Here is a 21,479-nt window from a genome sequence, read left to right as displayed (position 1 = left end):
TTTATCGGCCAAGGAGGATGGCCTGTTGTTGGTAAAGCTCTTGGGGACTGTGGATTTTTCCGGGGTCAACCAAGAGATGGACCTCGTTAAATACGCTGTTCTTGTCCTGCCTTTTTGAATACGCCGCTTCCAGTTCCTTCCGGTTCTTGAAGAGGGGCACGTTTCGCCAGTTAATGAGGCGGGGGTTGAGGGGGACTCCCTCACTTGTCCGGCCCGCTTTCATCTCTTCCAGCGAATAGCCTTCCGCGCTCTTTACGACGGCATAGGCCAAGGCGTGGGGTTCGCTGCCGGGAGACTGTCTGGCAACCTCTTCCAGCCAGCGTTGGCGGGGTGTCTTCTGGCTGTCCGGGTCTGGCAAATGGGGTTCTTTCCAGTTCTTGGCGAGTGCTGCCGGGTCGGGCAGAAGGCGGAGGTTGGCCAGCCAGCCCGGGCGGGATTCCAGAATATCGGATGCCTCGACGGACAGGGTGCCTCTCATGGCATCCCCACGAATTACACGGGCCTCAAGGTCTTTCTCCTTCTTGTCAGACAGGCCGGACACCTTTGCCTTGGTCATTTCCTTGGCAAGGTTCTCCGCATATTTGACCGTATCGACATAGGCTTCACTCCGGGCCTTTTCGCGAACTTGGACGGCCTTCATCGGGTCACCTTCCGACATTTCCACAAGGTGGCGTTGGGCCGCCTGCTCAAAGAATGAGAGTGTCTGGCGTTGGTGTTCCCGGAGTTCGTCCTGTGAGAGGCCGGGAAGCTCCGGGGTTTCCTCAATGGTGAAGGTGGGGGTGAGCGTGCCGGGACCGTCAACGTCTTCCCCGTAGAGCTTGGTCGATGCAATCGCCAGCCATCGTGTGTCATAAATGCTGGACAGGCTCCGGGCCTTTCTCAAGGCGGGTTCTAGCTGTTGGGCAACAGTGAGGGCGCGGAGGTCCCCTCTCTGCTCTGCCTGCCGGATGAAGCTTTCCGCCTCATCCAGTTTGGCCGGGTCAATCGTGGCAAGCATCCGGGAGGCCGTAGAAAGTGCCCTATCGTCGTCCTGTTTGTCCGCTTGGGAGATGGCCCGGTCAAGGGTTTGGAGATAGCCGGAAAGCTTTTGGGGATTCCTACCGTCTTCGCTCTTCCGGAAGGAGTCCGCAAGGCGGTTCCTTGCTGCCTTGTCGAGTGTCTGTCCGTCGAGTTCAGCAAGGGCCGCAAGGGCTGCATCCGCCCCTAGCTGCCTATCGGTGGCGTTGCGCTTGGTGACCTCAAGGTCAACGGTCTCCGACTTCTCAGCCGCCTTCCGTATTTCCTGCCGGGCCGTGATGAAGAACTGGCGGGAGGCCGACGCCTTCCCCAAGAGCCCGCCCTGTCCGGTGAGGTCATAGTCATGGAACAGGTCAAGAACGGTCTCCGCTTCATCGGTGGCGGTGGGGTTCTGGCTAAGAATATCCTGAACGGCTTCAAGGGCCTTGGATGCCACCAGAGGGCCAACACGGTGACGGGGCATCTCCTCTTCCTTGACGGTGGAAATGAACTGGTGAACCTCCGCTTTGATGGCGTCCTTGTTGTCCGGGTCCGAGAAGGCGTAGGCGTCCGCAAAGTCCAGAATGCGGGAACCAATGCGGGCTTCTTGGGCCTGAACGAACTTTTGCTCATGCACGGCCTTGGCCTTGCGCCTGAACGTTTCCGCCTGCCTGTCCGCTTCCTGCTGGAAGCCCTGGAGGGCGTAAACGTTGTCCTTGGGGAGCTGTGAGCGTATCTCATCGGTGGCCTGCTTTATCACGCCCTCCGGGTCAAATGGGGCGTCCGCCTTGGTTGCATCCGCAAGCCGTGAGTCAAGGAGGGTGGAGAGTTCGGCGGATGCTATATCCTGCCCGGCCCTCCTTGAGTATCCAATTTGTGCATACGGAAGCTGGAAACGGCTGATGCCCCCGGCTTCAAGGTGTTCCTTGAGGTTTCCATTTAGCACGCCAAGCTTGGTCTTTGAGTCCTCGGCTGCGGCCTTGAGTTCGCTGGTGGTGAGTGCGGCGCGTTGGTCTTCCGCCGTCCGGTTCTTGATTAATTCCAGAATGCCGGGCTCTATGTCGTCCAACGCGTCCGCCAATTGAAGCATGCCTTCACTCATGATGGCACCACGGGCACGCCCGGAGGCGGCCCCCGCCGTTGAGGGGAAGCGGATGGCATCAGGAATGCGGAGGGCCGGAGAATGGGGGATGGGGGATTCTACCTGTTTTCTTGGTTGTTTATTACTCATACAAGGGGCGGCTTCTTTGCCTTCTGAATGTTATAAATATCTAGCCATCGCCCACCCAGCTTCAGGCCCTCCGCAAAGTAGTTGGGGCGGGCGATGGGTTGGGCAGTCTGGATGTTCTGGAAGCTGGCTCCCGTCTTCAGGGCGTCGATCTGGGATTCAGTGTTGCTGTCGTTAATCGTGGTCTGACGGGCAAGGGCTTCCTTGTAGCGGCCTTCCTCGGCCTTGAACTCACCAAGGAGGGCCTCCACGGAGGCTCCTGCAACGCCGGACTCACCGGCAGCGGTGGAGGCTGTAGCGGCGGCCTTGCGGCCTGCAATGCGGGCCTGCTCGGCCTCACGGGAGGCGGCCTCTCGCTGGTTCGCCTGTTGTTCCCGGAGGGTTTCCGAGGACTTCGTGGCATTGACGTTGTTGGTCTTTATCAGGTCTTCTTGGTAGGATTCCTGGGCCTTGGCGGCTTGGTTCTGACCAACGATACTGGCAGCGGTGCTAAGGGCGGCTATTGCATAGCCAACGGCAGGGTGACACATGGGGAAATAAAAAGACCTCCCAAGCACGATGCCGGGAGGTCCATTGGAATGATGATGGGATGGGGATGGGCCTTAGGCGGCTTCTTCCACGGTGTTTTCGTTGAGCCAAGCAAAGAGAGCCGCATTGATGATGGGCGTAAGGAGCTTGGTCTGTTTGGCCTTGGGGAGGTCTTTGACGAAGGCAAGAACATCATTCGAGACGTTCACGTCAAACACCTCCGAACCTTCCGGGTCACCGGCGTCCGGGGGAGCGATGGGGGCGGCCTTGCCTTGAGTCCAGAGAACGAAGTCATAGGCCATATTCACACGGCCTTCCTCACTGAGGTATTCTCCGACAAGCTCGCCAAGACCGGCGGCGGTGAGAACATTGGTGTCCCCGGTCACCTTGACATACTCCCGGAGCCTCCGGGCATTGGAGGCATCCAAGCGAATCTCAAAGGGCGTCAGATAGGTCTTCTCACGCAACGCCTGTTCAATGGCACTGGTGATGAGAGCTTCCGGCTCAACGCCAAGGCTCCACCGGATGAGGCTCCGGGCCTTCGTGTGAGTCATGCCATCTGGAAGGACGACGGAGAGATGAAGGTTCCTGTGTTGCTGGCGGGAGGCTCCTTGCTTGGCGTTAGAGAGGGCCGCAAGAACCTGGGCGGATGCTTTGATTTTGTCACAGGCTTTGGCGAGGGCTTTGACCTCGTTGCTGCCGGTGATGGTTACTACTTTACGGGTGTTACGTTTCATGTGTGTGTGTTGTTTTAGCTCTGACAATAGAGAGGCCGCACCTACTGGCGGGGGTAGTAATTGGGCCAATACAGTAGCCCTCCCCGCTTTCGATGCGGCCTCAAATCTTATCCTGTATTTCTAACTCCGGTTACTACGCCGGGCGTCTCCGTAAAAAACGCGGGGGTAGCGTTAGGTCATGGAGGGCCTGATGGCAAGCATTATTTTTCGGAAGCCTCCGCCAGCTCATGGAACTTCTTCAAGGCGTCTTCCTCATGCCGGTAATACCAGCCATCGCGTCCAAAGTCTTCCGTTGACGGATAGACCTCATGCCAAGGCAGAGAGCTTCCAGAAGGCAAAGAGTGCGGCTTAGCTATTCGTATTCTGACAACCTCAAAGCCCGGGTCTATCCGGCCAAATTGATAAAGGGCAATGTTCCCGGTTCTCTTGACTTGGGTGTAGCGAAGGCGGCTGATGCTGCTTCCCGGGAGCTTCCGGGTGAACTCAAGCGGGAGGGGCATTGGGTTCTCTTTGGTGTAAGAGGAGCTTGGGGGTGAAGCAGAGATAGGGGATTCAGTGTTCACGTGTTCACGTGTTTTAAGGGGTTTGGGTTGTTGGCGGTTGAATTGGGGTTGAGGTCGTTTTCAGGAAGGCCCTTTCCCGTGTGCGGCCCCCCGCAAAATCGTTGAGGTAGAGGGGTGGTCCATATGGACATAGCCATCTGACAAAACCTCCACGATTTTGACGGTTTTGGCATGCGTGTGCTGAAAGCCTGAGAAATTCTCAGCCTTCCGGCAGGGAGAAGCCTTCAAACTTTGAAGCCTTCCGGCAGAGAATCCGGGGAGGGGCCTGCAAGCGGGAGCCGGGAATCAGGGAGGGTGGATACTAGCAAAATTTCTACCGGTATCTACCCTCTTCAGTAATCTCCCAGCTCTCTTCCCAGCCAGTCGAGCAGGGGCCTTGCGGTGAGAACGTCCTTGAGCTTGGTTCCGGTGGCGTCAACGGGAACAGACCTCAGAGCCTCAACGACTCTCCGGGCATCCCGTATCCTGCCAGCCGATACCAGCCGGACAATCACGGGGACTACGGCGGAAAGGATGAAGCCGGGGGCAAGCTCTTCCGGCACTTGGTAAACTCGTAGCTGCATGAGGCACCACGAGAGGCGTTCGCCTAGCGGGAACTCATGGGGGTTCTCATGTTCATCCGCGAACTGTTCCATGCGGATGATGGCCTGATTCCAGACCTCCTCAATTTCAAGGGCTCTGGCATGCCGGGCTTTGGCAGTTGGGTCAATGGTAAGGGCGGGGTGAGTGGTGGTGGTAGTCATGGTGGTGGAGACGGAGCCTCTTGGGTGGGTGGTGGTATTGCCACTGGCGGGGAATGCTTCAGCGATGGCAGACGGCCAACAAAACAGGCATCCCAGTGTTCTCCTCTGGTCCTCGTTTAGAGTTCGTCTGGTGAACAGAAGGAAGGTCTCTGGTTCTCTTAAAGATACTACTACGTAGACACACTTTAAATAAAACCAGAGTTACTCAATGAGGAGACTCATAGACACCTCATTGAGTATCAAAAGGACTTCTCAGGAGGGTTCCTTAGTATCTTAGGGAGGGCCTGAAGTTCTTTTGTCTTTTATTGTCTTCTCCTGTTTTGTCGGAAATGGGGCAACTCCCTGTATGTCTTGTTTTTGTTGTCGTCAATAAGGGGAGTCGTCGTCAACAGAATGACCGTCGAAACTTAGGGGGACGGAATCTCCCTCAAAAGCCGTAGTCTTCCGCCGTTTCCGGAGTCGTTGGAACTGGCGCTGTTTTTCGCTTTTTAGCGGGGCCTCTGCGTTTGATGGAAAGGAGACCGGGAGCCAGCCCGGAGCCTATCGCATTTTTCAAAATCAGTTGCAGACTTTCCAGACTGAATAAATCAGCCCCGTCTTCCCTCCGCATGGATGGCTTCAGATATCCTTTCCGCTTCCAGTCTCTAACCGTTATCCACGTGGTCCCGCAAAAGTCCGCCACGTCCTGTTGGGTCATTTGGCTCTTTGTGAGTAACTGAGAAATGCTGGTGGGGTTCAACTGATACGACTTGGCTAGTATCCGGATAACGTGTCTTTGGTTTTTATTCATGCTGTGAAAATCAATCGGTGTTTACTACAAGCTTTGCCCCTGCCGGAGCCTCTGAATGTTCTCAGTGATTCCTTCGGGGAGGGTGTATCCAATGCTTCTGGTGGTGGCTCTGCCTCTTCCCGGCTTCACTCCGGGCTTGCTGTTGGACTCTTGGCTAGCTGCCTCCGCAAGTCTGGTGACATCGGACAGGCGGTAGCGGACGACGCCCGGCCCAAGACGATACTTGGGAAGCTTCCCATCTCGTGCCCAGCGCCAGACTGTGAGGGGGGAGATTTGGAAGAGCCGTGCAACGTCCTTCCGGGTTAGTGAGGGGGCTTCAGGGATTGGGGTTTTGGTGGTGGCTTTGCCACCGGGGTTCTTGGTGGGGTTCATTGGTGGTGGTGGTTGGGTGGAAGAAGCGGAACAATTATTGAGGGTGAGCCGTCCAACTTCCTATCTTTTAGTTGTTTGATTCGTTTTAGCTTTTCTTGAATGAGCCTATCGGCCTTCTCCATCAAAGCCTCTTCACTCATTTCTCCCGTCCTCACACGTTCCTCTCCCATGAAGTAAGCGCCGTCCCGGTGGATGGCCGGGAGGACTTCACTGGTGACCCAATCGCGGAAACGTTCAGCGGTGGGGTTGCACCGATGGGCACGGAAGATGAGCAGGTAAAGTCCTGATTCAGAGATAAGCGCAATCTTGTGCCCCCGGAAGATGGGCCTTCCTGCAAGGCGGTTGAGAGTGCTTCCAGCACACAGACGCTTCTGGTCTTTGCTTAGATAGCCAAGGTATCGTGTTGCCCCGCCTTCAAACTGAAGGTCAAGAGCACGGCAGACATCTGCCGCAACGAACCAAGGCTCGCCACGAATGGTGATGGCCCGGACATCGTGGGCGTCATGGCTGAAGAAGCTTAGAGCGTGATTGTGTGGATGTGTCATGGGAATCGGCAGCGGGGATTTTCGGGGGAACTATCAGGGATTCAAGGAGTTTCAATGTCACAGAATACAGATACTCATACGCAGACGAGATTGTGTCGCATTAGCAGGGGCCTTGGGGTGGCCTCTTGGTCATATATGTGGCCAAAGCCAACGGCCTGCATTTCAAGGACTTTCAAAACGGCCATTAAGCCCCGATGCCAGGGCCGTTCTTGGTCATAAGTGTAGCCAAAGCTAAGAGCTTGGTGTCGAGGGGATAGCAGAAGTCTCATTTTGCTCCTCCTCGGTGGCCTTCCCGATGGTCGGACGATTATCCAACCCCTTGGGGAGCAACCCCAAGAGAATCCTCTCGGATGTCTCAATGGGGGCATTCTCAAGGCTTAGTGACGTAGCTGTGAACTTGTCCGACAATGCACAACCAGACTAGAACGCCTATTACTAGGCAGAGAACTTCCCAAGCGGAAGACCAACGGGAACCCTTCTTGGCTTCTTTAGCTTGGGTCTCTAGCTGGTCCCGCTTGGGCGGTTTGTTGGTCATAAGGGTGGTAGGGTAAAACCGTCACATCCAAAGGACAACCAAAACGGTTCTCTGGTCATATAGGCCGGGGCCGTCCTGTCCCATACTCCTCACGCTGTCTTGCGGGCTTTGCTGGCGGCTTTGCCTATGCTGCCACTGAACCTAACAACCTTCTTGCCCTCCGCATCCGGGGACAGGGCAAAGTAACGTTCCGCATCCTCCTTCCGCACCAGCTGCCGGTAGTGAGCAAACAGGACATCATCCCCTTGCTTATGGCCCATGAGAGCCGCCGTCCTCACTGAATCCCCATGCAAGGCGTAATGGTAGCTGCCAAAGGAATCCCTTGTCCCGTTCTTGGGAATCTTCACACGGACAGACCGTGCCAACTTAGCCACGGAATCCCCGTAGCGGTTCTGGTCATTCCCGGGGCATACAAGGCCCTCCCGATTCGTGCAAAGGGACAGCCATGCAAGGGCGTTCTCCGGCAGCGTCACAAGGCGGTTTCTCCGCTTCTTGGCGATTGTCTCCGGGACGTGGACGAAGGGGCTGGAGTCTGAATCATGGATATCCTTCCAATCCATCTTGTATGTCTCTGCCGTCCGGAGTCCGCAAAAGAGACGCAGCACCAGAGACCCAAGCAGGGGGCGTCCCTTCTCCGCTGCCGCCGCATTCAGAAGCTTTCCGGCATCCTCTACGGAGAGGGCCTTTGCATTGGAGGTCTTCCTTATGGCCTTCTCCCCTCCAAGACGGGCGTAATCCTCACGGGTGAAGAACTCCATGACGTTGTCTTTGACGTAGCGGCTGGCTTTGGCGTGCCTCAAGACCTCTGCTACACAGTTCCTATGGTTCAGCGTTGTCCGTTGAGAGTAGCACTTACGGAGCCCGTCCAGCCAATCCTTCACGTCGTCAACGGTAACGAGATTCACGGGCTTGGTCCCAAGGGCCTTCACGAGTCTTTCAGTCCTTTGCTTGAAGTCCCCAACCGTCCGCATGTCCATCTCCCCGGCCTTGGCCCGGGCCTCCTTGCTGGTGCTCATCTCAGAGCAGACTTGAGCCAGTGTCCTTGTCCCGCCAGCCGGACGGAGGACATCGATAGCCACCCGGGCTGCCTCCATGAAGCTAATCCCCGCTTCCTTCAACAGCCCCCAAGCGGCTATGGCCTCCTTCTGTTGGGTTGGTGGAATCTCTGCAAAGGAGGAGCCGTGCTTGCGCAATGCCAACAGGCGGTCTTCCGCATGTCGCTTCGCCTCATCCTCCGTGGGGAACTGTTGGCGTTCACGATTGCCCCCCGTGAGCTTGGCGGGAATGCGAACTTGCCACGACGTGCCATAGGCAAGCCCCGCTTTGATGTTCTCAATCTCTGCAATAATGATGCTGCTCCGTTCGGGCCATTCGTAAGACTTCATGGCCGGGAGTAGTGAAGGGATTCCTGCCAGATTCAAGGCTTTTCTGTCAGAACTCTGTCAGTAATTTTAGGGATTCTTTCCCAACTATCTGTAATTTAGCTTGTTATGTGGTGCCCGGGACAGGACTTGAACCTGCACGCCTTGCGGCAACGGCTTCTAAGACCGTCGTGTCTGCCATTCCACCACCCGGGCGCGGAAAGTGTGCCGGGGAGCTTGCCGGGGTTCGTTTTGGGTTGGCAAGCGCTCTTTCGCCGCGGTTTGCAGGCGCCGTGGCGCGACGCGGCTCAAACTGCCTCGCCCAAACGATCGCCCATGCGCGCGTAGGTTTCGCGGCACTCGCGGCTTTGCGCGACGAGGTCGGCGTCGAATTTTATCCGTCCGCGCTCGAAAAGCGTGATCACGCACGAGCCGCCGAATTTGAAAAACCCCTTTTCCTCGCCTTTCGCCACGGGGCGGTTTTCCACGTAGAATTGCTGGATGGAGCCGACATTGGTGGCGCCGACTTCGAGCAGCGCCACCGTGCCGAAGACCGGCGTTTCCAGCAGCGTGAGCATGCGTTTGTTCTGCACGAGGTAGTCGATGTTGCGGCGCAGGGCGATGGGGCTCACCGAATACAAAAAACCCTTGATCAAGCGCGCCTCGTCCGGCGTGCCCGCGCAGGGAAAATGAAAGCGGTGGTAGTCCACCGGACACAGCCGCGAGATGAGCATCGCGCCACCGGCGAATTTGCGCGCCAGCTTTTGTCCGGCTTCCGGCAGCCCGCCCTCGCCGAGCAGTTCCGCGAGCGTGAACTTCGAGCCTTTCACATAAAATCCCTCCGCCGCATCCACGTCGGGAAACGCCAGATGCCGCCCGTCCGCCGGGAACACCGCCACGCGCTCGCCGCCGACGATGGGACGCGCCTCGCGTTTCAAGGCCCGCGAGAAAAATTCGTTGAACGTCCGCATCTTGTAGATTGACTTGGCGAACTCGTCGGCATCGAGGTTGTATTTCACGACGAACGGAAAAATCTTCGAGCCGCTCCAGCGCCGGTTCATGCGCCGTCCGTAATACCACGAGAAAAACTTCCGCTTCACCAGCGCCCAAAGCAGGAGGCGTCCGACCGGGTTTTCATAGACGAGGCGCATCCACGTTTCGCCGTAGATGTCCTCGGTTTCGATTTGCCTGGTGTAACGGTTGAAAAACTGGATGGGTTCGCGGGCCATGATGAGATCGGCCAAAGCATCGCCTGCCTTCCGCTCCGCGCGCAACGCGGAAAATGCGCCGCGCGGATCACGGCGCAGCCTCGCCGCCACTCTGCACCGACAATCGCAAACGCACCCCAAATCAATCAATCCCGGCAAATCCGGGTTGACGTGACGCCCTCCGCGCCGATAAACCCAGCATCTCATTTTTGCCGAGCTAGCTCAGTTGGTAGAGCAATGCTTTCGTAAAGCATGGGTCGTCGGTTCAAGTCCGATGCTCGGCTCCATTCTAAAAGCCTCGCAACTGGAAACGGTTGCGAGGCTTTTGCGTTTGGCCTGTATCGCGGTGTCGCCGTCTGAAAAATGTGAAACCCGCGGCGTCCGGCGAAGTCACAAGAGCAGGCAATGAAACCCTCCAGTCTTCCGCCCCTCGCGCTCCTGACGTTCGCCCTCCTCATCCTCGCCGGATGCGCCTCCGCCTCCAAATCGATCTCGCATCATGACTTCGGCCCGCCGCCGGAAAAGGCGCGGGAGCGCGCCCGGACATTTGCCATCTCCACGCTCAACGCACCGGAATCCGCCATCGTCGAGTTCGGCGACCTGGCCAAGGCGGTCATGGAGGCGGGCCGCTACCGGGGAGAAAAAACCTATTACGGCTGGGTCCAGATTCTGGGCATCACCGTGAAAAACGAACACGGGGAACGCGGGGCGACCCGGCGCTGGCACATCATGTTTTTCGAGGACGGCACCCTGGGGAATGTGACCGACATGGTCGATTCCGGCATGGTGAAAATGATCGCGGTGCCAGCGGCGCGCCCCGAGGGAAAACGCGCCTGAGGCACGACGCGGCATGCGCGGGGCTCACGCCGCGAGCAGCAGGATTTCCTCGATCCTGGCCGGCGTGATGTCGCCGCGTTCGCCGATGGCGGTCTCGCCGCGCGCGGCGAGGCGGCGCGCGACTTCCACGGCGGTCTCATCGGCCTTGATTTTGTAGTCCGAGAGTCGCGTGCGGATGCCGAGCGACTCGTAGAACGCGCGCGTGCTTTCGATCGCGGCGTCGATGCGCTCGTCCTCGCTGCCTTCGTGCAGGTCCCAGACGCGCGCGGCGTATTGCACGAGTTTGCCGCGCTTGGTTTCGCGCTGCACCCGCATCAGGCCGGGCAGCACGATGGCCAGCGTGCGCGCGTGGTCGATGCCGTGGAGCGCGGTCAGTTCGTGCCCGATGGTATGGGTGGCCCAGTCCTGCGGCACGCCGACGCCGATGGCGCCGTTGAGCGCCCAAGTGGCGGCCCAGATGAGGTTGGCGCGGGCATCGTAGTCGTGCGGGCTGGCCAGCGTCTTCGGTCCTTCGTCGATGAGCACCTTCAGGATGGATTCGGCGAAGCGATCCTGGATTTCCGCGGCGGCGGGAAAGGTGAGGTATTGCTCGATCACGTGACAGAACGCGTCGCCGATGCCGTTGGCGACCTGCCGTTCGGGCAGCGAGAACGTCGTCTCGGGATCGAGGATGGAGAAGCGCGGATAAACGAGCGGATGGTAGAACGCCAGTTTCTCCTTGATGGCGCGGCGCGAGATGACGGCGTTGCCGTTGGCCTCGGAGCCGGTGGCGGGCAGCGTGAGCACCGCCCCGATGGGCAGCGGGGGCGCGGTGATGGCGCCGCCGTGCGTGGCGGGAATCTGCCACGCGTCGCCCTCGTGGGGAACGGCGGCGGCGACGAGTTTCGCGCCGTCGAGCACGGAGCCGCCGCCGACGGCGAGCACCCAGTCGCTCTTTTCCCGCCGCGCGAGCGCCACCGCCTGCATGAGCGTGTCGAAATCGGGGTTTGCCTCGACGCCGAAAAACTCGTGCGTGACGCGCGCGCCGAGGGCTTTTTTCACCTGGTCATAAACGCCGTTCTTTTTGATCGAGCCGCCTCCCGCCAGCAGCAGCACGCGCGCGCCGGCCGGGATCTCGCAGGAGATTTTTTCGATTTGCCCGCGCCCGAAATGGATGCGCGTGGGATTGTGGTACGTGAAATTTTCCATGATCTCCGCAATCATGGCCGGCGCGGTGACAGTGGCAAGCGGAGGTTGGGCCAAACTCAAAAGGCGATGCGGCTTTCGCCGGGAACGAAACCGCCGTGCGGAAGGCGTGGCCGATTTGGAGCCGGAATTCGTTGAGAAGAGATTCTTATTGCGTGTAGGTGTGAACGCTTTGCGCGGCGGAGGGGAGGTAGTTCACGCCGAACCAGCAGATGAGCAGGATGACGAAGGAGAGCGCGAGCACCCAGAGGGCAGCCTTGGTGGCGGCGGGGAGCCAATGGCGGATGTGTATGAACGCGAGGTAACCGAGCCACGTGATGAGCGCCCAGGTTTCCTTCGGGTCCCACGTCCAGTAATGGCCCCACGCTTCCTTCGCCCAGAGCGCGCCGAAGAGCAGCCCAAGCGTGAGGAAACCGAGGCCGGGATAAACGAGCCGACCCGCGAGGCCGAGGTGCGCGGCATCTTCGCCGACGACAGGGGCGGACAGGGCGCCGTCCCGGACAGCTCGCGCCCGCCCCATGCGCCAAAGCCCGCGCACGGCGATGGCGGACGAGGCGGCGAAGAGCGCGTAGGCAAAAATATAAACGAGCACATGCGGCACAAACCACACGCTTTGGAGCGCGGGCATGAGGGCGCGGTTGTGCGCCTCGGGGCGGAGCAGGTTGACGACGAGGAACAGCGCGCCCATGCCGAGCGCGTAGTTGAGAAGCCAGCGCTGGCGGAATGCGAGATGCGCGGCGGCGCCGATGAGCGGCGTGAAGATGGCATACCACAGGCGCGTCTCGCCGAGCGTGCGCATGGGCGGGCGTTCGAGTGTGATCCAAAGCACGATGGCGAACGCGAGCGGCGCAAGCGCGCCGAGCGCCGCGACGGCGGCGTGCAGGCGGTGGCGGTCGCGCGTGGCGCGGCGGGCCTGAAGCGCAAGCGCGAGCAGCCAGCACGCGATGGCGGCGGCGGCGTAGAACGGAAACTGCATCCAGGGCGCGGCGTTCATGCGGCCGCCTTTCTTCTGGCCCGGGCCATGAGGAAAAACACGCCCGCCATCATCATGAACACGCCGGTGTAAACGCCGGGCAGCCACGGATCGCGGACGAGTTCCACGATGCTGGTTTGCGACCAGCGCCCGCGCCGCTGGTCGTAGCTGAGCTGGTAGATTTTCCAACCGCCGAGCGCGAGCGGCCGGTTGACCTCGATGGTGGCGGCGCGGCTTTCCCGGCCGGGCGCAAAAACCTCGACTTGCGAGGCGAAGCGGCGCGGCTCGGGGTCGGGCATGGCGAGCGCGAGGCCGTCGTCGAGTTCGAGCATGGCGGGCATGGTGGCGAAACTGCCGCAAGAGACCCACCCGTGGCGCGCACGCTCTTTTGCCGAATGGCGCCGGGCCGCGACGCGCACCGCGGGGGCCGCGCCGGGTTCGCCGGGCATGGCGTGATAGTTGTCCGCGAAGCCGAGCGCCTCGGGAATGTATTCGAGGATGTCAACGCTCCAGTCGCCGAGCGTGGAGGATTGGAGCGGCGCGCCATCGGGCGCGCGGGAGTTTGCGGGCGCGGAAATCTCCACCGGGGCGCGTCCGCGCGAGGCGGCGATGGTGTTATTTTTCGTGTCGAGCAGGACGAGCTTCGGCGCGTAGGTGTCCATTTCAAAGCGGCGGAGTTCCAGCGCGAAGGGCATTTCGACGAGGTGCGCATGGCCGGCGTGCGAGCGGTCGATGGCGCGCCATTCGGGCGCGCCGGCGCGCAGTTCCATCGCGAGCCGCGCGAGATCGCCCGCACCGAGCATGCCGGCGGAGAGCGCAATCCAGAGGCCGAGGTGGTTGAGCAGGAAGCCGAGGTTTTCTCTCTTGAACGGCACCGCGCGCGCGACCGTGGCGAGGCCGAGGTTGGTGAGAAAATAAAACATCGTGAGCACGAACGGCCACGAGTGCATCACGTCGCCGAGGATGCCCGCGCCGGGCGACTGGCGCAGCGTGCCCATGAGCACGGCTTGCACGAGGACGAGCGCGATGGCGCTGATGGAAACCGGCACGGAACGCAGCCAGCGCACGAAGGGCGAGCGGCGCCCGGCCAGCGCCGTGATGACAAGCGCGGCGGCAAACGCCGCGAGCAGGATGAAATTGACCGGCCATGCGGGCTCGGGGATGGCGCGCCGCGTGACAAGCTGGATGGCCACGCCCGCCGCGTAAACGCCCGTGGCGGCGGACAGGGCCTGCGTGCAGGCGAGGCGCGCCGGGAGGGTGTTGGCGTGGGGGATGGCGGAGGGCATTTGGGTTGATCGCGACCGGATTCTCTCGCCCGCCTCGACACCGCACCGAATCCCGGGCGGAATCGCGTGCGGGGCTTCGCCGCGCGGCGGCGGTCGCGGGTCAGAGGGCGTTTTCGTCGAGGGTGCCGTTCTCGCGGGCTTGCCGGAGCCATTGCGGGACGACAGTGCGGATGAATTCGGCCTTGGCCGCGCGCTCGCTGGCGATGTCGAGGCCGAGATGGCTTTGCGCTTTTTCCTTGGTCGAAAGATCGGGCAGGGCGACCGGGTCCAACTGGCCGTGGCGGGCCAGGATGCGGGCGAGCGCAAGGCGCGCCTCGCCGGCGCGGGCGAGGCCGTCGTCGAGGATGCGCGCGCATTCGAGCGGCGCATGGAAGGACGCGCCGTGCGAGGCGGCGACGAAGTCCCAGCGCCACTGCGACTGGCGGATGAGTTGCAGGACGGGTTTCATCTCGTCCCCGGTCGCGCCCGCATCCCAAGCGGCCTTGGCCTCGAAGTGGGCGTGGACGAGTTGCTGCTCGATGCGGGCGAGCATGTCGGCGATTTTGGTCTGGCGCTCGGTGACGTTGCGCAGGAGTTCGCCCGCGTTCTGGCGATGGCAGACCTGGCAGGATTTGCCAGGGTCGGCGAGCGGACTTTGGACGTGATGGCTGGAGAATTTCTGGCTGCCGTCGGTCGTGTAGGGCATGTGGCAATCGGCGCAGGAGACGCCGCGCTGGCCGTGGATGCCCATCTGCCAGAGTTCGTAGTCGGGGTGCTGCGCCTTGATGATGGGCGCTTTGCTGATGGGGTTCACGAAGTCGGTGAAGCCGGCTTCGTCGTAGTATTTTTCCGCGGCCTCGACGGTAAAGCCGTGTTTCCACGGGAGCGTGACGACCTGGCCGCCGGGAACGGCGGTTTTGTCGAAATAATATTCCACATGGCACTGCGCGCAGGCGAGCGTGCGCATTTCCTGGTGGCTGGCGGTGGAGATGTCGCGGCCGGTGGCGGCCTTGTAGCCGATGGCGAGGTGCGGGCGCGTGATGGAGAGCTTCATCGTCTTCGGGTCGTGGCAGTCGGCGCAGCCGATGTGGTTGGTGACTTCGCCGCCGAGATCGGACCATTTGCGTTTGTAGAACTCGTCGATGCCGAGTTCGTTCATGAGGCGCGGCACATCGGGGGATTTGCAGACCCAGCAACTCGCGGGTTGCGGGCCCTCGCCAAGTTTCATGGGCGCGCCGGTGCGCAGGGTGTTGCGCACGTCCTCGACCGCGTAGGCGTGCCCGCGGGGATGATTGTAGTCTTTCGCGAAGGCGTAGCCGGCCCAGAGGATGACCTGGCGGGGGTTTTCACCGAGGGCGTCGAGGCCGTGCGCGCCGACGACGGGCGGCGTGAAGCTCATGTCGCGGGTGTCGCGGAGTGTTCCGTATTGGCGCGGATAGGCGTCGCCCCAGGCCGAGTTGCGCGATTCGAAGGGCTTGATGGCGGCGAGAGGGGTATTGACCTGCAACGCCTCGGCCCGGCGTTCCATGATGGAGGAGGCGAGCAGGCCGAGGGCGAAGGTGACGACGAGGGAGGCGGCGAAAACAAGCCAGCCTGGCAGGGGGCGTTTTTTCATGACGGGCGCGGGTTTTTTAATAAAAAAAGATGCGGAAAGTGAGGCAAAAAGGTCAGCGCGGGAGGGGCGAGGGGGATTCGCCGCGCGCGGCGCGCAGCCATGCGGGCATGGCGGACTCGGGATAGGGCACGATCGCGTCGGGCGCGGAGGAGATGCTGCGCACGGTGCCGTGCGGCACGTCGCGGTGGCAATCCCAGCAAAGGTGCCCTTCGCCATGCAGCTTCCCGGCGAGCGTGACCGGCGCGCCGGGGGCGACGATTTCATTGAGGCGGCCGTGGCAGCGCACGCAGTTCGCCTGCACGACATTCGCCCCGGCCTCCTTTATCATCATCGCCTGCGGTTCGCCGCGCAGCGTGAACACGCTGGCGTGGTAAAGGCCGTCCCTGGCCTTGAAGGCGTATTTGGCAAACACACCGGTGTGCGGGACGTGGCAGTCATTACAGGTGGCGGCGCCCTTGTGCGAACTGTGCGCATGGCTGGCGTAATACGAGCCCATGATGTGGCAGTTCACACAGGCCGCCGGGTCGTCGGACAGATAGGAAAAGGCGTTGGAAATATGGACAACGTAAGCGCCCAGCCCGGCGAGCATCCCCAGCGCCGCCGCGAGATAACGCGGCACGCGGATGCGCGGCAGCCGGCGGCCGTCGCCGGCGGGTCTTGGAGTTTGCTCACTGGGCATGGCAATGGCATTTTTATGATAAATGCCCGCGACCTTCACAAGCCCCGGAAATGAGTTTTTATAATGAATGCCGTTTTTCTTGATTTATATCAAGCCGCCCGGATTTATCCGGCGGGTTTCTCCAGCACCATCATCACGGCGGAAAGATGCCCGGCGTATTTTCTGAAAACCCCGCGCATGCCGCGCACGCGGCGGCGGGCCTCGGGCGTGCGCATGACATTGAAAACAAACTTCAATGCGCGGAAAAAACCTTCGTCCTGGATGAGCCTGCGCGGTTCCAGCAAATGCAGGGGCGCGGTGTGGATGGTTTTCACCCGGAAGCCTGCGTTTTCGAAAAGGGCTTTCCATTCGGCAAGGGTTTGCGGGCGCGCACCGACGCGGATCGAGTGGGAAAGCGATTGCAGGATGTCGCGCTTGGTCGCCTCGTCCACGGTGTCGGGCGTGAGCGCGATTTCGTGGATGCCGTAGCGCCCGCCGGGGCGCAGCACGCGAAACGCCTCGCGCGCGATGGCGGCCTTCTGCGCGGGCGCGTGCATGGTGAGCATCGCCTCGCCGTAAACCACGCTGGCGCGGGCGGCGGGCAGGCCGGTGGCCTCGGCGTTGCCGACGATGCAGCGTTGGACGCCGCCCGCGAGCAGGCGGCGCACGGTTTCGGCGGCGGCCCCGTCGCGCTCGACGGCGGTATAGCTCGCCGGTTTTTTCGCCAGCGCGAGGCGCGCGGTGGCGCCGAGCCCGGGCGCGAACTCGACGACATCATCGGCGGGACCGATGTCGAGCGCGGCAAGGAGCCGGCGGGTCAGCCCCATGCCGCCGGGACGCAGCACGCGTTTGCCCATGCGGGCGAGAACCCAGTGGCCGGGCAGGTTTTCGAGCGAGCGCGAGGCGGAGCCCGGCTGCGCGGCGGATGGTGCGTTGGTGATTGCTGGCATTTTGAATGGGAAAGATTGGCGGAACGGGAGGGAGAAAATGGGCAAATTGCATTTGTCCCGCCCGTGTGCCCGATAAATGATATTGGATAATATTATCATTATCACGGCATCCGCGCCTTGACATGAATCAATACCATCACCGGAGGATGGGCTTTATATCATGCAAACCGGGCAGACCGGCGTTTTCCGCCTGGCCGCGGACGGGAGGAATCCATCCCTGTGTCAATCCCTGCATACGCCGGAGCATTCGGCTTAAAACACGCCCGCTTTCGCTGGCAGTGTGCCTGCGGGAATGGGTGCCTTGGCTCGCAAATGCTCTGGCGGCGCGCCTGTGGCGCGTCGGCGAAAATCGTTGACGCAAGTCAAGGCGGACTGCGCCGCGGCATGCTAAGCTGGCGGCGCATGAAAACATCCACCTTGCTCCCCGCCGACACCGCGCAAGCGCTTTCTCTTGCCGAACTGCGCGACAATGCGGCATCCGGCATCGTCAGCCGCACCATTCTCCAGTCGCCCGAACTGCGAGTGGTGCACTTTGTCTTCGACGCCGGGCAGGAGCTGACCGCGCACGCGAGTCCGCATCGCGCCGTCGTGCAGGTGCTGGAGGGGGCGTGCGAGTTTTTGTTCAACGAACAATGGCAGCGCCTCGACGCCGGCGCGTTGCTTCACCTGCCGCCGGCCCATCCGCACGCGGTGCGCGCGGCTTTCGGCGCGTTTGCGATGCTGCTGACCCTCGGCATGGGCGGCGGCGCGGCGGATGCCGATAAAAAGGTTTCCCGTGGAGAAGGCCACATCTGATCCGCCGCGCAGCGCGGGCGCGCCCGGCTGCGACTGGCGCGCGCTGGGACCTCGGAGACAGCGCGAATATCACACCGTGCAGGCGATGATCGCGATGCACTGCCGCGACCGGCATGGGCGGCAGGTGGACGATTGCGCGGATTGCCAAGAGCTGCGCGCGTATGCGGCGCTGCGGCTGTCGCGCTGCGTCTTCAAGGAAGGCAAGCCGACCTGCCAGAAATGTCCCGTGCATTGCTACAGGCCGGACATGCGCGCAAAGATCACCGCGGTGATGCGCCATGCCGGGCCGCGCATGCTGCTGGAGCACCCGTATTGGGCGCTGCGGCATTTGCTGGACGGGTGGTCGCCGACGCCGGAAGCGCCCAGGCGCCGCGAAACTTCCCGGCTTGATGGCGGTTGAAAGGCGAGAAAAACGACGACCCTTCTTTTGTGCGGTTGAAATCGGACGGGCGGGTGTGGCATCGTGACAGGAGCGTGGCTTTCGTTTTAAAAAAATTTCTGTTTCGGTTTCTCGCGCGGCTGGGCGCGGGGGTGCTGCTGGCGGCGGCGTTGCTGGCGGGCCGCGCGTGGTGGCTGGCGGCGCATGACCCGCTGCCGGTCGAAACACGGCGCGCGGCGGTGCTGGACGGCCTCGCGCAACAACGCGCCGCGCAGGAGCAGACGCTCGCGGCGGCGGAAGCCCGGCTGGAGGCGCTGCAGTCGGAATCGATTGCCCGGCAAGTCGAGCTGCACCAGGCGGCGCGCACGGTGGAGGGGCTGCACGAACGCAAGGGCGGCTGGTTTGGCTGGCTCGGAAAGCGCGAGGGCCACGAGGCGCTCGTGCAACGGCTCGCCTCCGCCGAGACCGCCCGGGCAAACGCGGCGGAGCGGATTGCCGGGATCGACGCCGAATTGCCGGACGCCTTGCAGGCATGGAAAGACGCGGAGGCCGGAATCGTGGCGGTGGACAAGCAGGCGCGCCGGGTGTCGCGCGCGAAGTCGGGCCCGGGCTTTTATGCATTGCAGGCGTGGAACGACTGGCGCCGGGCCGCGCTGGCCGTGATCGTGCTGGTGCTGGTCGGGCCCTGGTTCCGACTGGTGATTTTGTATTACGGATTTGCCCCCTTCGTGACGCGCAGGCACCCGGCGCGGCTGACGGACGAGGAAGGGGAGATGCCGTTCGCGGGCGAGACGGGAACGGAGGTGCGCGTGCAGCTCTGGCCGGGCGAGCGGTTGCTGGTGCGGCGGGGTTTTGTGGCGGACGAGGGCGCCGAGGTCACCGCAGGGCTGGCGCAGGGGCGGCGCGCATTGCTGTCGTGGCGGTTTCCGCTTTCGAGTCTGATGTGCGGCATGGCGCGGCTGGTGGAGTTGCGCAACACGCACGCGGGCGCGCCGCGCCGGGTGCCGTTGCGCGGTGTGATCGGCATGGGCGCCGGAGGCGGCGGCGAACTCACCATCATTCATGTGGCGGAGGGAGCATCGCTGGTGATGCGCCCCCGCTGGCTCGCCGGCGTGGTGGGACGCGCGGACGAGCCGGTGCAGATCCGCGGCCACTGGCGCGCGCCGGGATTGCGCGCATGTGTGTCGGGACAATTCCGCCATCTGGAATTCACGGGGCCGTGCCGCCTGGTGGTGGCGAGCCGGCGCGGCGTGAAAGTGGAGCAAATGGAGACCGACGGGGAAAGCGGACGCGAGCCGGCGCGGCGCGCGAATTGGGGCGAGGCGATCGCGTTTTCGCCGGGATTGCGATTCCGCCCGGCGCGGGCGGAATCGTTCTGGAGCTATTGCCGCGGCATGAGCTTGCTGTTCGACGAACTGTTCATGGGCACCGGCGTGGTTTTGCTGACGAAACGCGTGCCGGGCAGCGACCGGTCGGCAGGCTGGCCCGGTCGTTTTCTCGCGAACCGGTGGCGCGGTTTTCAAAAATTGTTTGGATTGTGAGTAACGGGCGAAACGACCGGGACTGAACGCCAGCCATTTCCCAATCGATGGATGCAAACGAAATTTTATTGTCAAAGGGATGCCCGTTTCTTTACGTCTGTCCCCCTGCCCCAGCGCTGCAGCCCCTGTGAGAGGTGGAGTCGCGAACTTCGCCTGTTGCGCGGGTGGCACTGACGGGGTGACAAAACACCCATCCATAAATAACTGTCCCAAGATAAATCCATGCCATACGTCGCAAAGACCATTGATTACCTAAAAGTAAGCAGTCCCGCCCAAGACGAGTTTTACCAGGCCGCGGAGGAAGTTTTGAATTCCCTCCGCCCCTTGTTTGAGCGCGAGAAAAAATACCTCAAACACAACATCATCGACCGCATCGTGGAGCCCGAACGGCAGATATTTTTCCGCGTCGCATGGCTGGACGACGCCGGCGAGGTGCGCGTGAACAAAGGCTACCGCATCCAGTTCAACTCCGCCGTCGGCCCCTACAAAGGCGGCCTCCGCTTCCACCCGAGCGTCACCGCGGGCACGATCAAGTTCCTCGGTTTTGAGCAGATTTTTAAAAACTCCCTCTCCGGCCTCGCCATCGGCGGTGCGAAAGGCGGTTCGAACTTCGATCCGAAGGGCAAGTCGGACAATGAAATCATGCGTTTCTGCCAGTCGTTCATGAACGAGCTTTACCGCCACATCGGCTCGACCATCGACGTGCCGGCCGGCGACATCGGGGTCGGCGGGCGCGAGATCGGTTATCTCTATGGCCAATACAAGCGCCTCACCGGGCACTACGAAGGCGTGCTCACCGGCAAAAAAGTCAACTGGGGTGGCTCGCTCGCCCGCACCGAGGCGACCGGCTACGGCGCGGTGTATTTCGCCGAAAACATGCTGCACGCGCACGGCGACAGCCTCACGGGAAAAGTCTGCACGGTGTCCGGCTCCGGCAACGTCGCCATCTACACGATCGAGAAACTCCAGCAGCTCGGCGCAAAAGCGGTGACCGTCAGCGATTCACAGGGCATGATTTATGATCCCGAGGGCATCGACCTCGCGTTGCTCAAGGACATCAAGGAAGTGCGCCGCGAAAGGCTCACCGCCTACACCGCCGAGCGCAAGTCCGCCAAATACACGCCGGTCAGCGAATACCCGAAAGGCCAGAACGGCGTGTGGACCGTGCCCTGCCAGGCCGCATTCCCCAGCGCCACGCAAAACGAACTCAACGGCAAGGATGCCGACACGCTGCTCAAAAACGGCTGCCTCTGCGTGTCCGAAGGCGCCAACATGCCCTCGACGCACGAGGCGATGCAGCGTTTCCTCGCCGCCAAGATATGCTACGGCCCCGGCAAGGCGGCCAACGCCGGCGGTGTCTCGACCAGCCAGCTCGAAATGTCGCAAAACGCCTCGATGCAGCAATGGCGCTTCGAGGAGGTCGACACGAAGCTCCAAGGCATCATGCGCGGCATCTTCCGCATCTCGTCCGAAACCGCGAAGGAGTTCGGCGAGCCGCACAACCTCGTCCTCGGCGCGAACATCGCCGGTTTCCGCAAAGTCGCCGACTCGATGATCGACCAGGGCGTCGTCTGAGCGCCGCGCCCCTGCCCGCGAGGCGGGGGAGCGCGCACAAAATCGTTCTCGATTTATGAAATGTTGCGAGGGCCGGGCTTCTGCCCGGCCCTCGCCGTTC

20 protein-coding genes and 2 tRNA genes are annotated in these 21,479 nt (G+C 61.8%); 6 read left to right on the top strand and 16 right to left on the bottom strand.

Annotated features, from left to right (window positions below):
- Window position 1: 1 nt before the first annotated feature.
- The 10 genes from OH491_RS25965 to asd form a co-directional block, all read right to left on the bottom strand.
- Window positions 2-2,227 (bottom strand): hypothetical protein, encoded by a 2,226-nt coding sequence (locus OH491_RS25965; RefSeq protein ID WP_068768361.1) that lies wholly within the window; start codon window positions 2,225-2,227, stop codon window positions 2-4.
- On the bottom strand, window positions 2,224-2,754 hold the full coding sequence (locus OH491_RS25960) for a virion core protein, T7 gp14 family (protein ID WP_068768362.1): 531 nt from the start codon (window positions 2,752-2,754) through the stop codon (window positions 2,224-2,226). Before OH491_RS25960 ends, OH491_RS25965 begins: the two co-directional genes overlap by 4 nt.
- A gap of 72 nt (window positions 2,755-2,826) precedes the next feature.
- Window positions 2,827-3,489, bottom strand: a complete 663-nt coding sequence (locus tag OH491_RS25955; RefSeq protein ID WP_068768363.1) for a hypothetical protein — start codon at window positions 3,487-3,489, stop codon at window positions 2,827-2,829.
- Between the two features lie 895 nt (window positions 3,490-4,384).
- Window positions 4,385-4,795, bottom strand: coding sequence for a hypothetical protein (locus OH491_RS25950; protein ID WP_068768365.1), 411 nt, complete (start codon window positions 4,793-4,795; stop codon window positions 4,385-4,387).
- A 427-nt stretch (window positions 4,796-5,222) separates the two neighbouring features.
- Entirely contained in the window at window positions 5,223-5,585 is a 363-nt protein-coding gene (locus tag OH491_RS25945; RefSeq protein WP_068768366.1) for a hypothetical protein, read from the bottom strand.
- 24 nt (window positions 5,586-5,609) lie between these two features.
- Window positions 5,610-5,957 carry a helix-turn-helix domain-containing protein gene (locus OH491_RS28350; protein ID WP_084441761.1) on the bottom strand — a complete coding sequence of 116 codons (348 nt, stop codon included), beginning with the start codon at window positions 5,955-5,957 and terminating at the stop codon, window positions 5,610-5,612.
- The gene (locus OH491_RS25940) at window positions 5,954-6,502 is read right to left on the bottom strand and encodes a BRO-N domain-containing protein (RefSeq protein WP_068768367.1); all 549 of its coding nucleotides are present in this window, start codon (window positions 6,500-6,502) and stop codon (window positions 5,954-5,956) included. Before OH491_RS25940 ends, OH491_RS28350 begins: the two co-directional genes overlap by 4 nt.
- Before the next feature lie 624 nt (window positions 6,503-7,126).
- Window positions 7,127-8,422 (bottom strand): site-specific integrase, encoded by a 1,296-nt coding sequence (locus tag OH491_RS25935; RefSeq protein WP_068768368.1) that lies wholly within the window; start codon window positions 8,420-8,422, stop codon window positions 7,127-7,129.
- A 108-nt stretch (window positions 8,423-8,530) separates the two neighbouring features.
- Window positions 8,531-8,614 (bottom strand) — tRNA-Leu (locus OH491_RS25930).
- Window positions 8,615-8,706: 92 nt separating this feature from the next.
- Window positions 8,707-9,627 (bottom strand): archaetidylserine decarboxylase, encoded by a 921-nt coding sequence (gene asd / locus OH491_RS25925; protein ID WP_068769710.1) that lies wholly within the window; start codon window positions 9,625-9,627, stop codon window positions 8,707-8,709.
- Between the two features lie 190 nt (window positions 9,628-9,817).
- On the opposite strand from asd, the gene OH491_RS25920 reads away from it, so the two are divergent.
- Together OH491_RS25920 and OH491_RS25915 are read left to right on the top strand one after the other, a co-directional pair.
- A tRNA-Thr gene (locus tag OH491_RS25920) sits at window positions 9,818-9,893 on the top strand.
- A gap of 118 nt (window positions 9,894-10,011) precedes the next feature.
- On the top strand, window positions 10,012-10,443 hold the full coding sequence (locus OH491_RS25915; RefSeq protein ID WP_068768369.1) for a hypothetical protein: 432 nt from the start codon (window positions 10,012-10,014) through the stop codon (window positions 10,441-10,443).
- Window positions 10,444-10,467: 24 nt separating this feature from the next.
- Here OH491_RS25915 and OH491_RS25910 read toward each other — a convergent pair whose 3' ends face one another.
- The 6 genes from OH491_RS25910 to OH491_RS25885 all read right to left on the bottom strand — a co-directional run bounded on the left by OH491_RS25910 (window position 10,468) and on the right by OH491_RS25885 (window position 17,089).
- Window positions 10,468-11,631, bottom strand: a complete 1,164-nt coding sequence (locus tag OH491_RS25910) for an iron-containing alcohol dehydrogenase (protein ID WP_068769711.1) — start codon at window positions 11,629-11,631, stop codon at window positions 10,468-10,470.
- A 145-nt stretch (window positions 11,632-11,776) separates the two neighbouring features.
- A complete protein-coding gene (locus OH491_RS25905; RefSeq protein WP_084441762.1) occupies window positions 11,777-12,622 on the bottom strand; it encodes a cytochrome c biogenesis protein in 846 nt (281 codons plus the stop codon).
- Complete coding sequence (locus OH491_RS25900) at window positions 12,619-13,887, bottom strand: cytochrome c biogenesis protein ResB (protein WP_068768370.1); 1,269 nt, start codon at window positions 13,885-13,887, stop codon at window positions 12,619-12,621. The genes OH491_RS25905 and OH491_RS25900 overlap by 4 nt, the downstream gene beginning before the upstream one ends.
- Before the next feature lie 100 nt (window positions 13,888-13,987).
- Entirely contained in the window at window positions 13,988-15,481 is a 1,494-nt protein-coding gene (nrfA, locus tag OH491_RS25895; RefSeq protein WP_068768371.1) for an ammonia-forming cytochrome c nitrite reductase, read from the bottom strand.
- 52 nt (window positions 15,482-15,533) lie between these two features.
- Entirely contained in the window at window positions 15,534-16,160 is a 627-nt protein-coding gene (gene nrfH / locus OH491_RS25890) for a cytochrome c nitrite reductase small subunit (protein ID WP_084442024.1), read from the bottom strand.
- Window positions 16,161-16,264: 104 nt separating this feature from the next.
- A complete protein-coding gene (locus OH491_RS25885; RefSeq protein ID WP_068769714.1) occupies window positions 16,265-17,089 on the bottom strand; it encodes a class I SAM-dependent methyltransferase in 825 nt (274 codons plus the stop codon).
- Window positions 17,090-17,491: 402 nt separating this feature from the next.
- Between OH491_RS25885 and OH491_RS25880 the strand changes: the two genes are divergently transcribed.
- From OH491_RS25880 to gdhA, 4 genes are all read left to right on the top strand, one after another.
- Window positions 17,492-17,884: a cupin domain-containing protein gene (locus OH491_RS25880; RefSeq protein ID WP_084442025.1), complete on the top strand. Its 393-nt coding sequence runs from the start codon at window positions 17,492-17,494 to the stop codon at window positions 17,882-17,884.
- Window positions 17,865-18,284 (top strand): nitrous oxide-stimulated promoter family protein, encoded by a 420-nt coding sequence (locus tag OH491_RS25875; RefSeq protein WP_334318955.1) that lies wholly within the window; start codon window positions 17,865-17,867, stop codon window positions 18,282-18,284. The genes OH491_RS25880 and OH491_RS25875 overlap by 20 nt, the downstream gene beginning before the upstream one ends.
- A gap of 74 nt (window positions 18,285-18,358) precedes the next feature.
- Complete coding sequence (locus tag OH491_RS25870; protein WP_084441763.1) at window positions 18,359-19,804, top strand: hypothetical protein; 1,446 nt, start codon at window positions 18,359-18,361, stop codon at window positions 19,802-19,804.
- A 222-nt stretch (window positions 19,805-20,026) separates the two neighbouring features.
- Window positions 20,027-21,379 (top strand): NADP-specific glutamate dehydrogenase, encoded by a 1,353-nt coding sequence (gene gdhA / locus OH491_RS25865; RefSeq protein WP_068768374.1) that lies wholly within the window; start codon window positions 20,027-20,029, stop codon window positions 21,377-21,379.
- The last annotated feature ends 100 nt before the right edge of the window (window positions 21,380-21,479 follow it).

This window comes from Termitidicoccus mucosus (genome assembly GCF_038725785.1).
Taxonomy (GTDB): Bacteria; Verrucomicrobiota; Verrucomicrobiia; order Opitutales; family Opitutaceae; genus Termitidicoccus; species Termitidicoccus mucosus.
The sequence above is the reverse complement of the archived record's forward strand: the minus strand, read 5'-3'. Positions and strand labels throughout refer to the sequence as shown.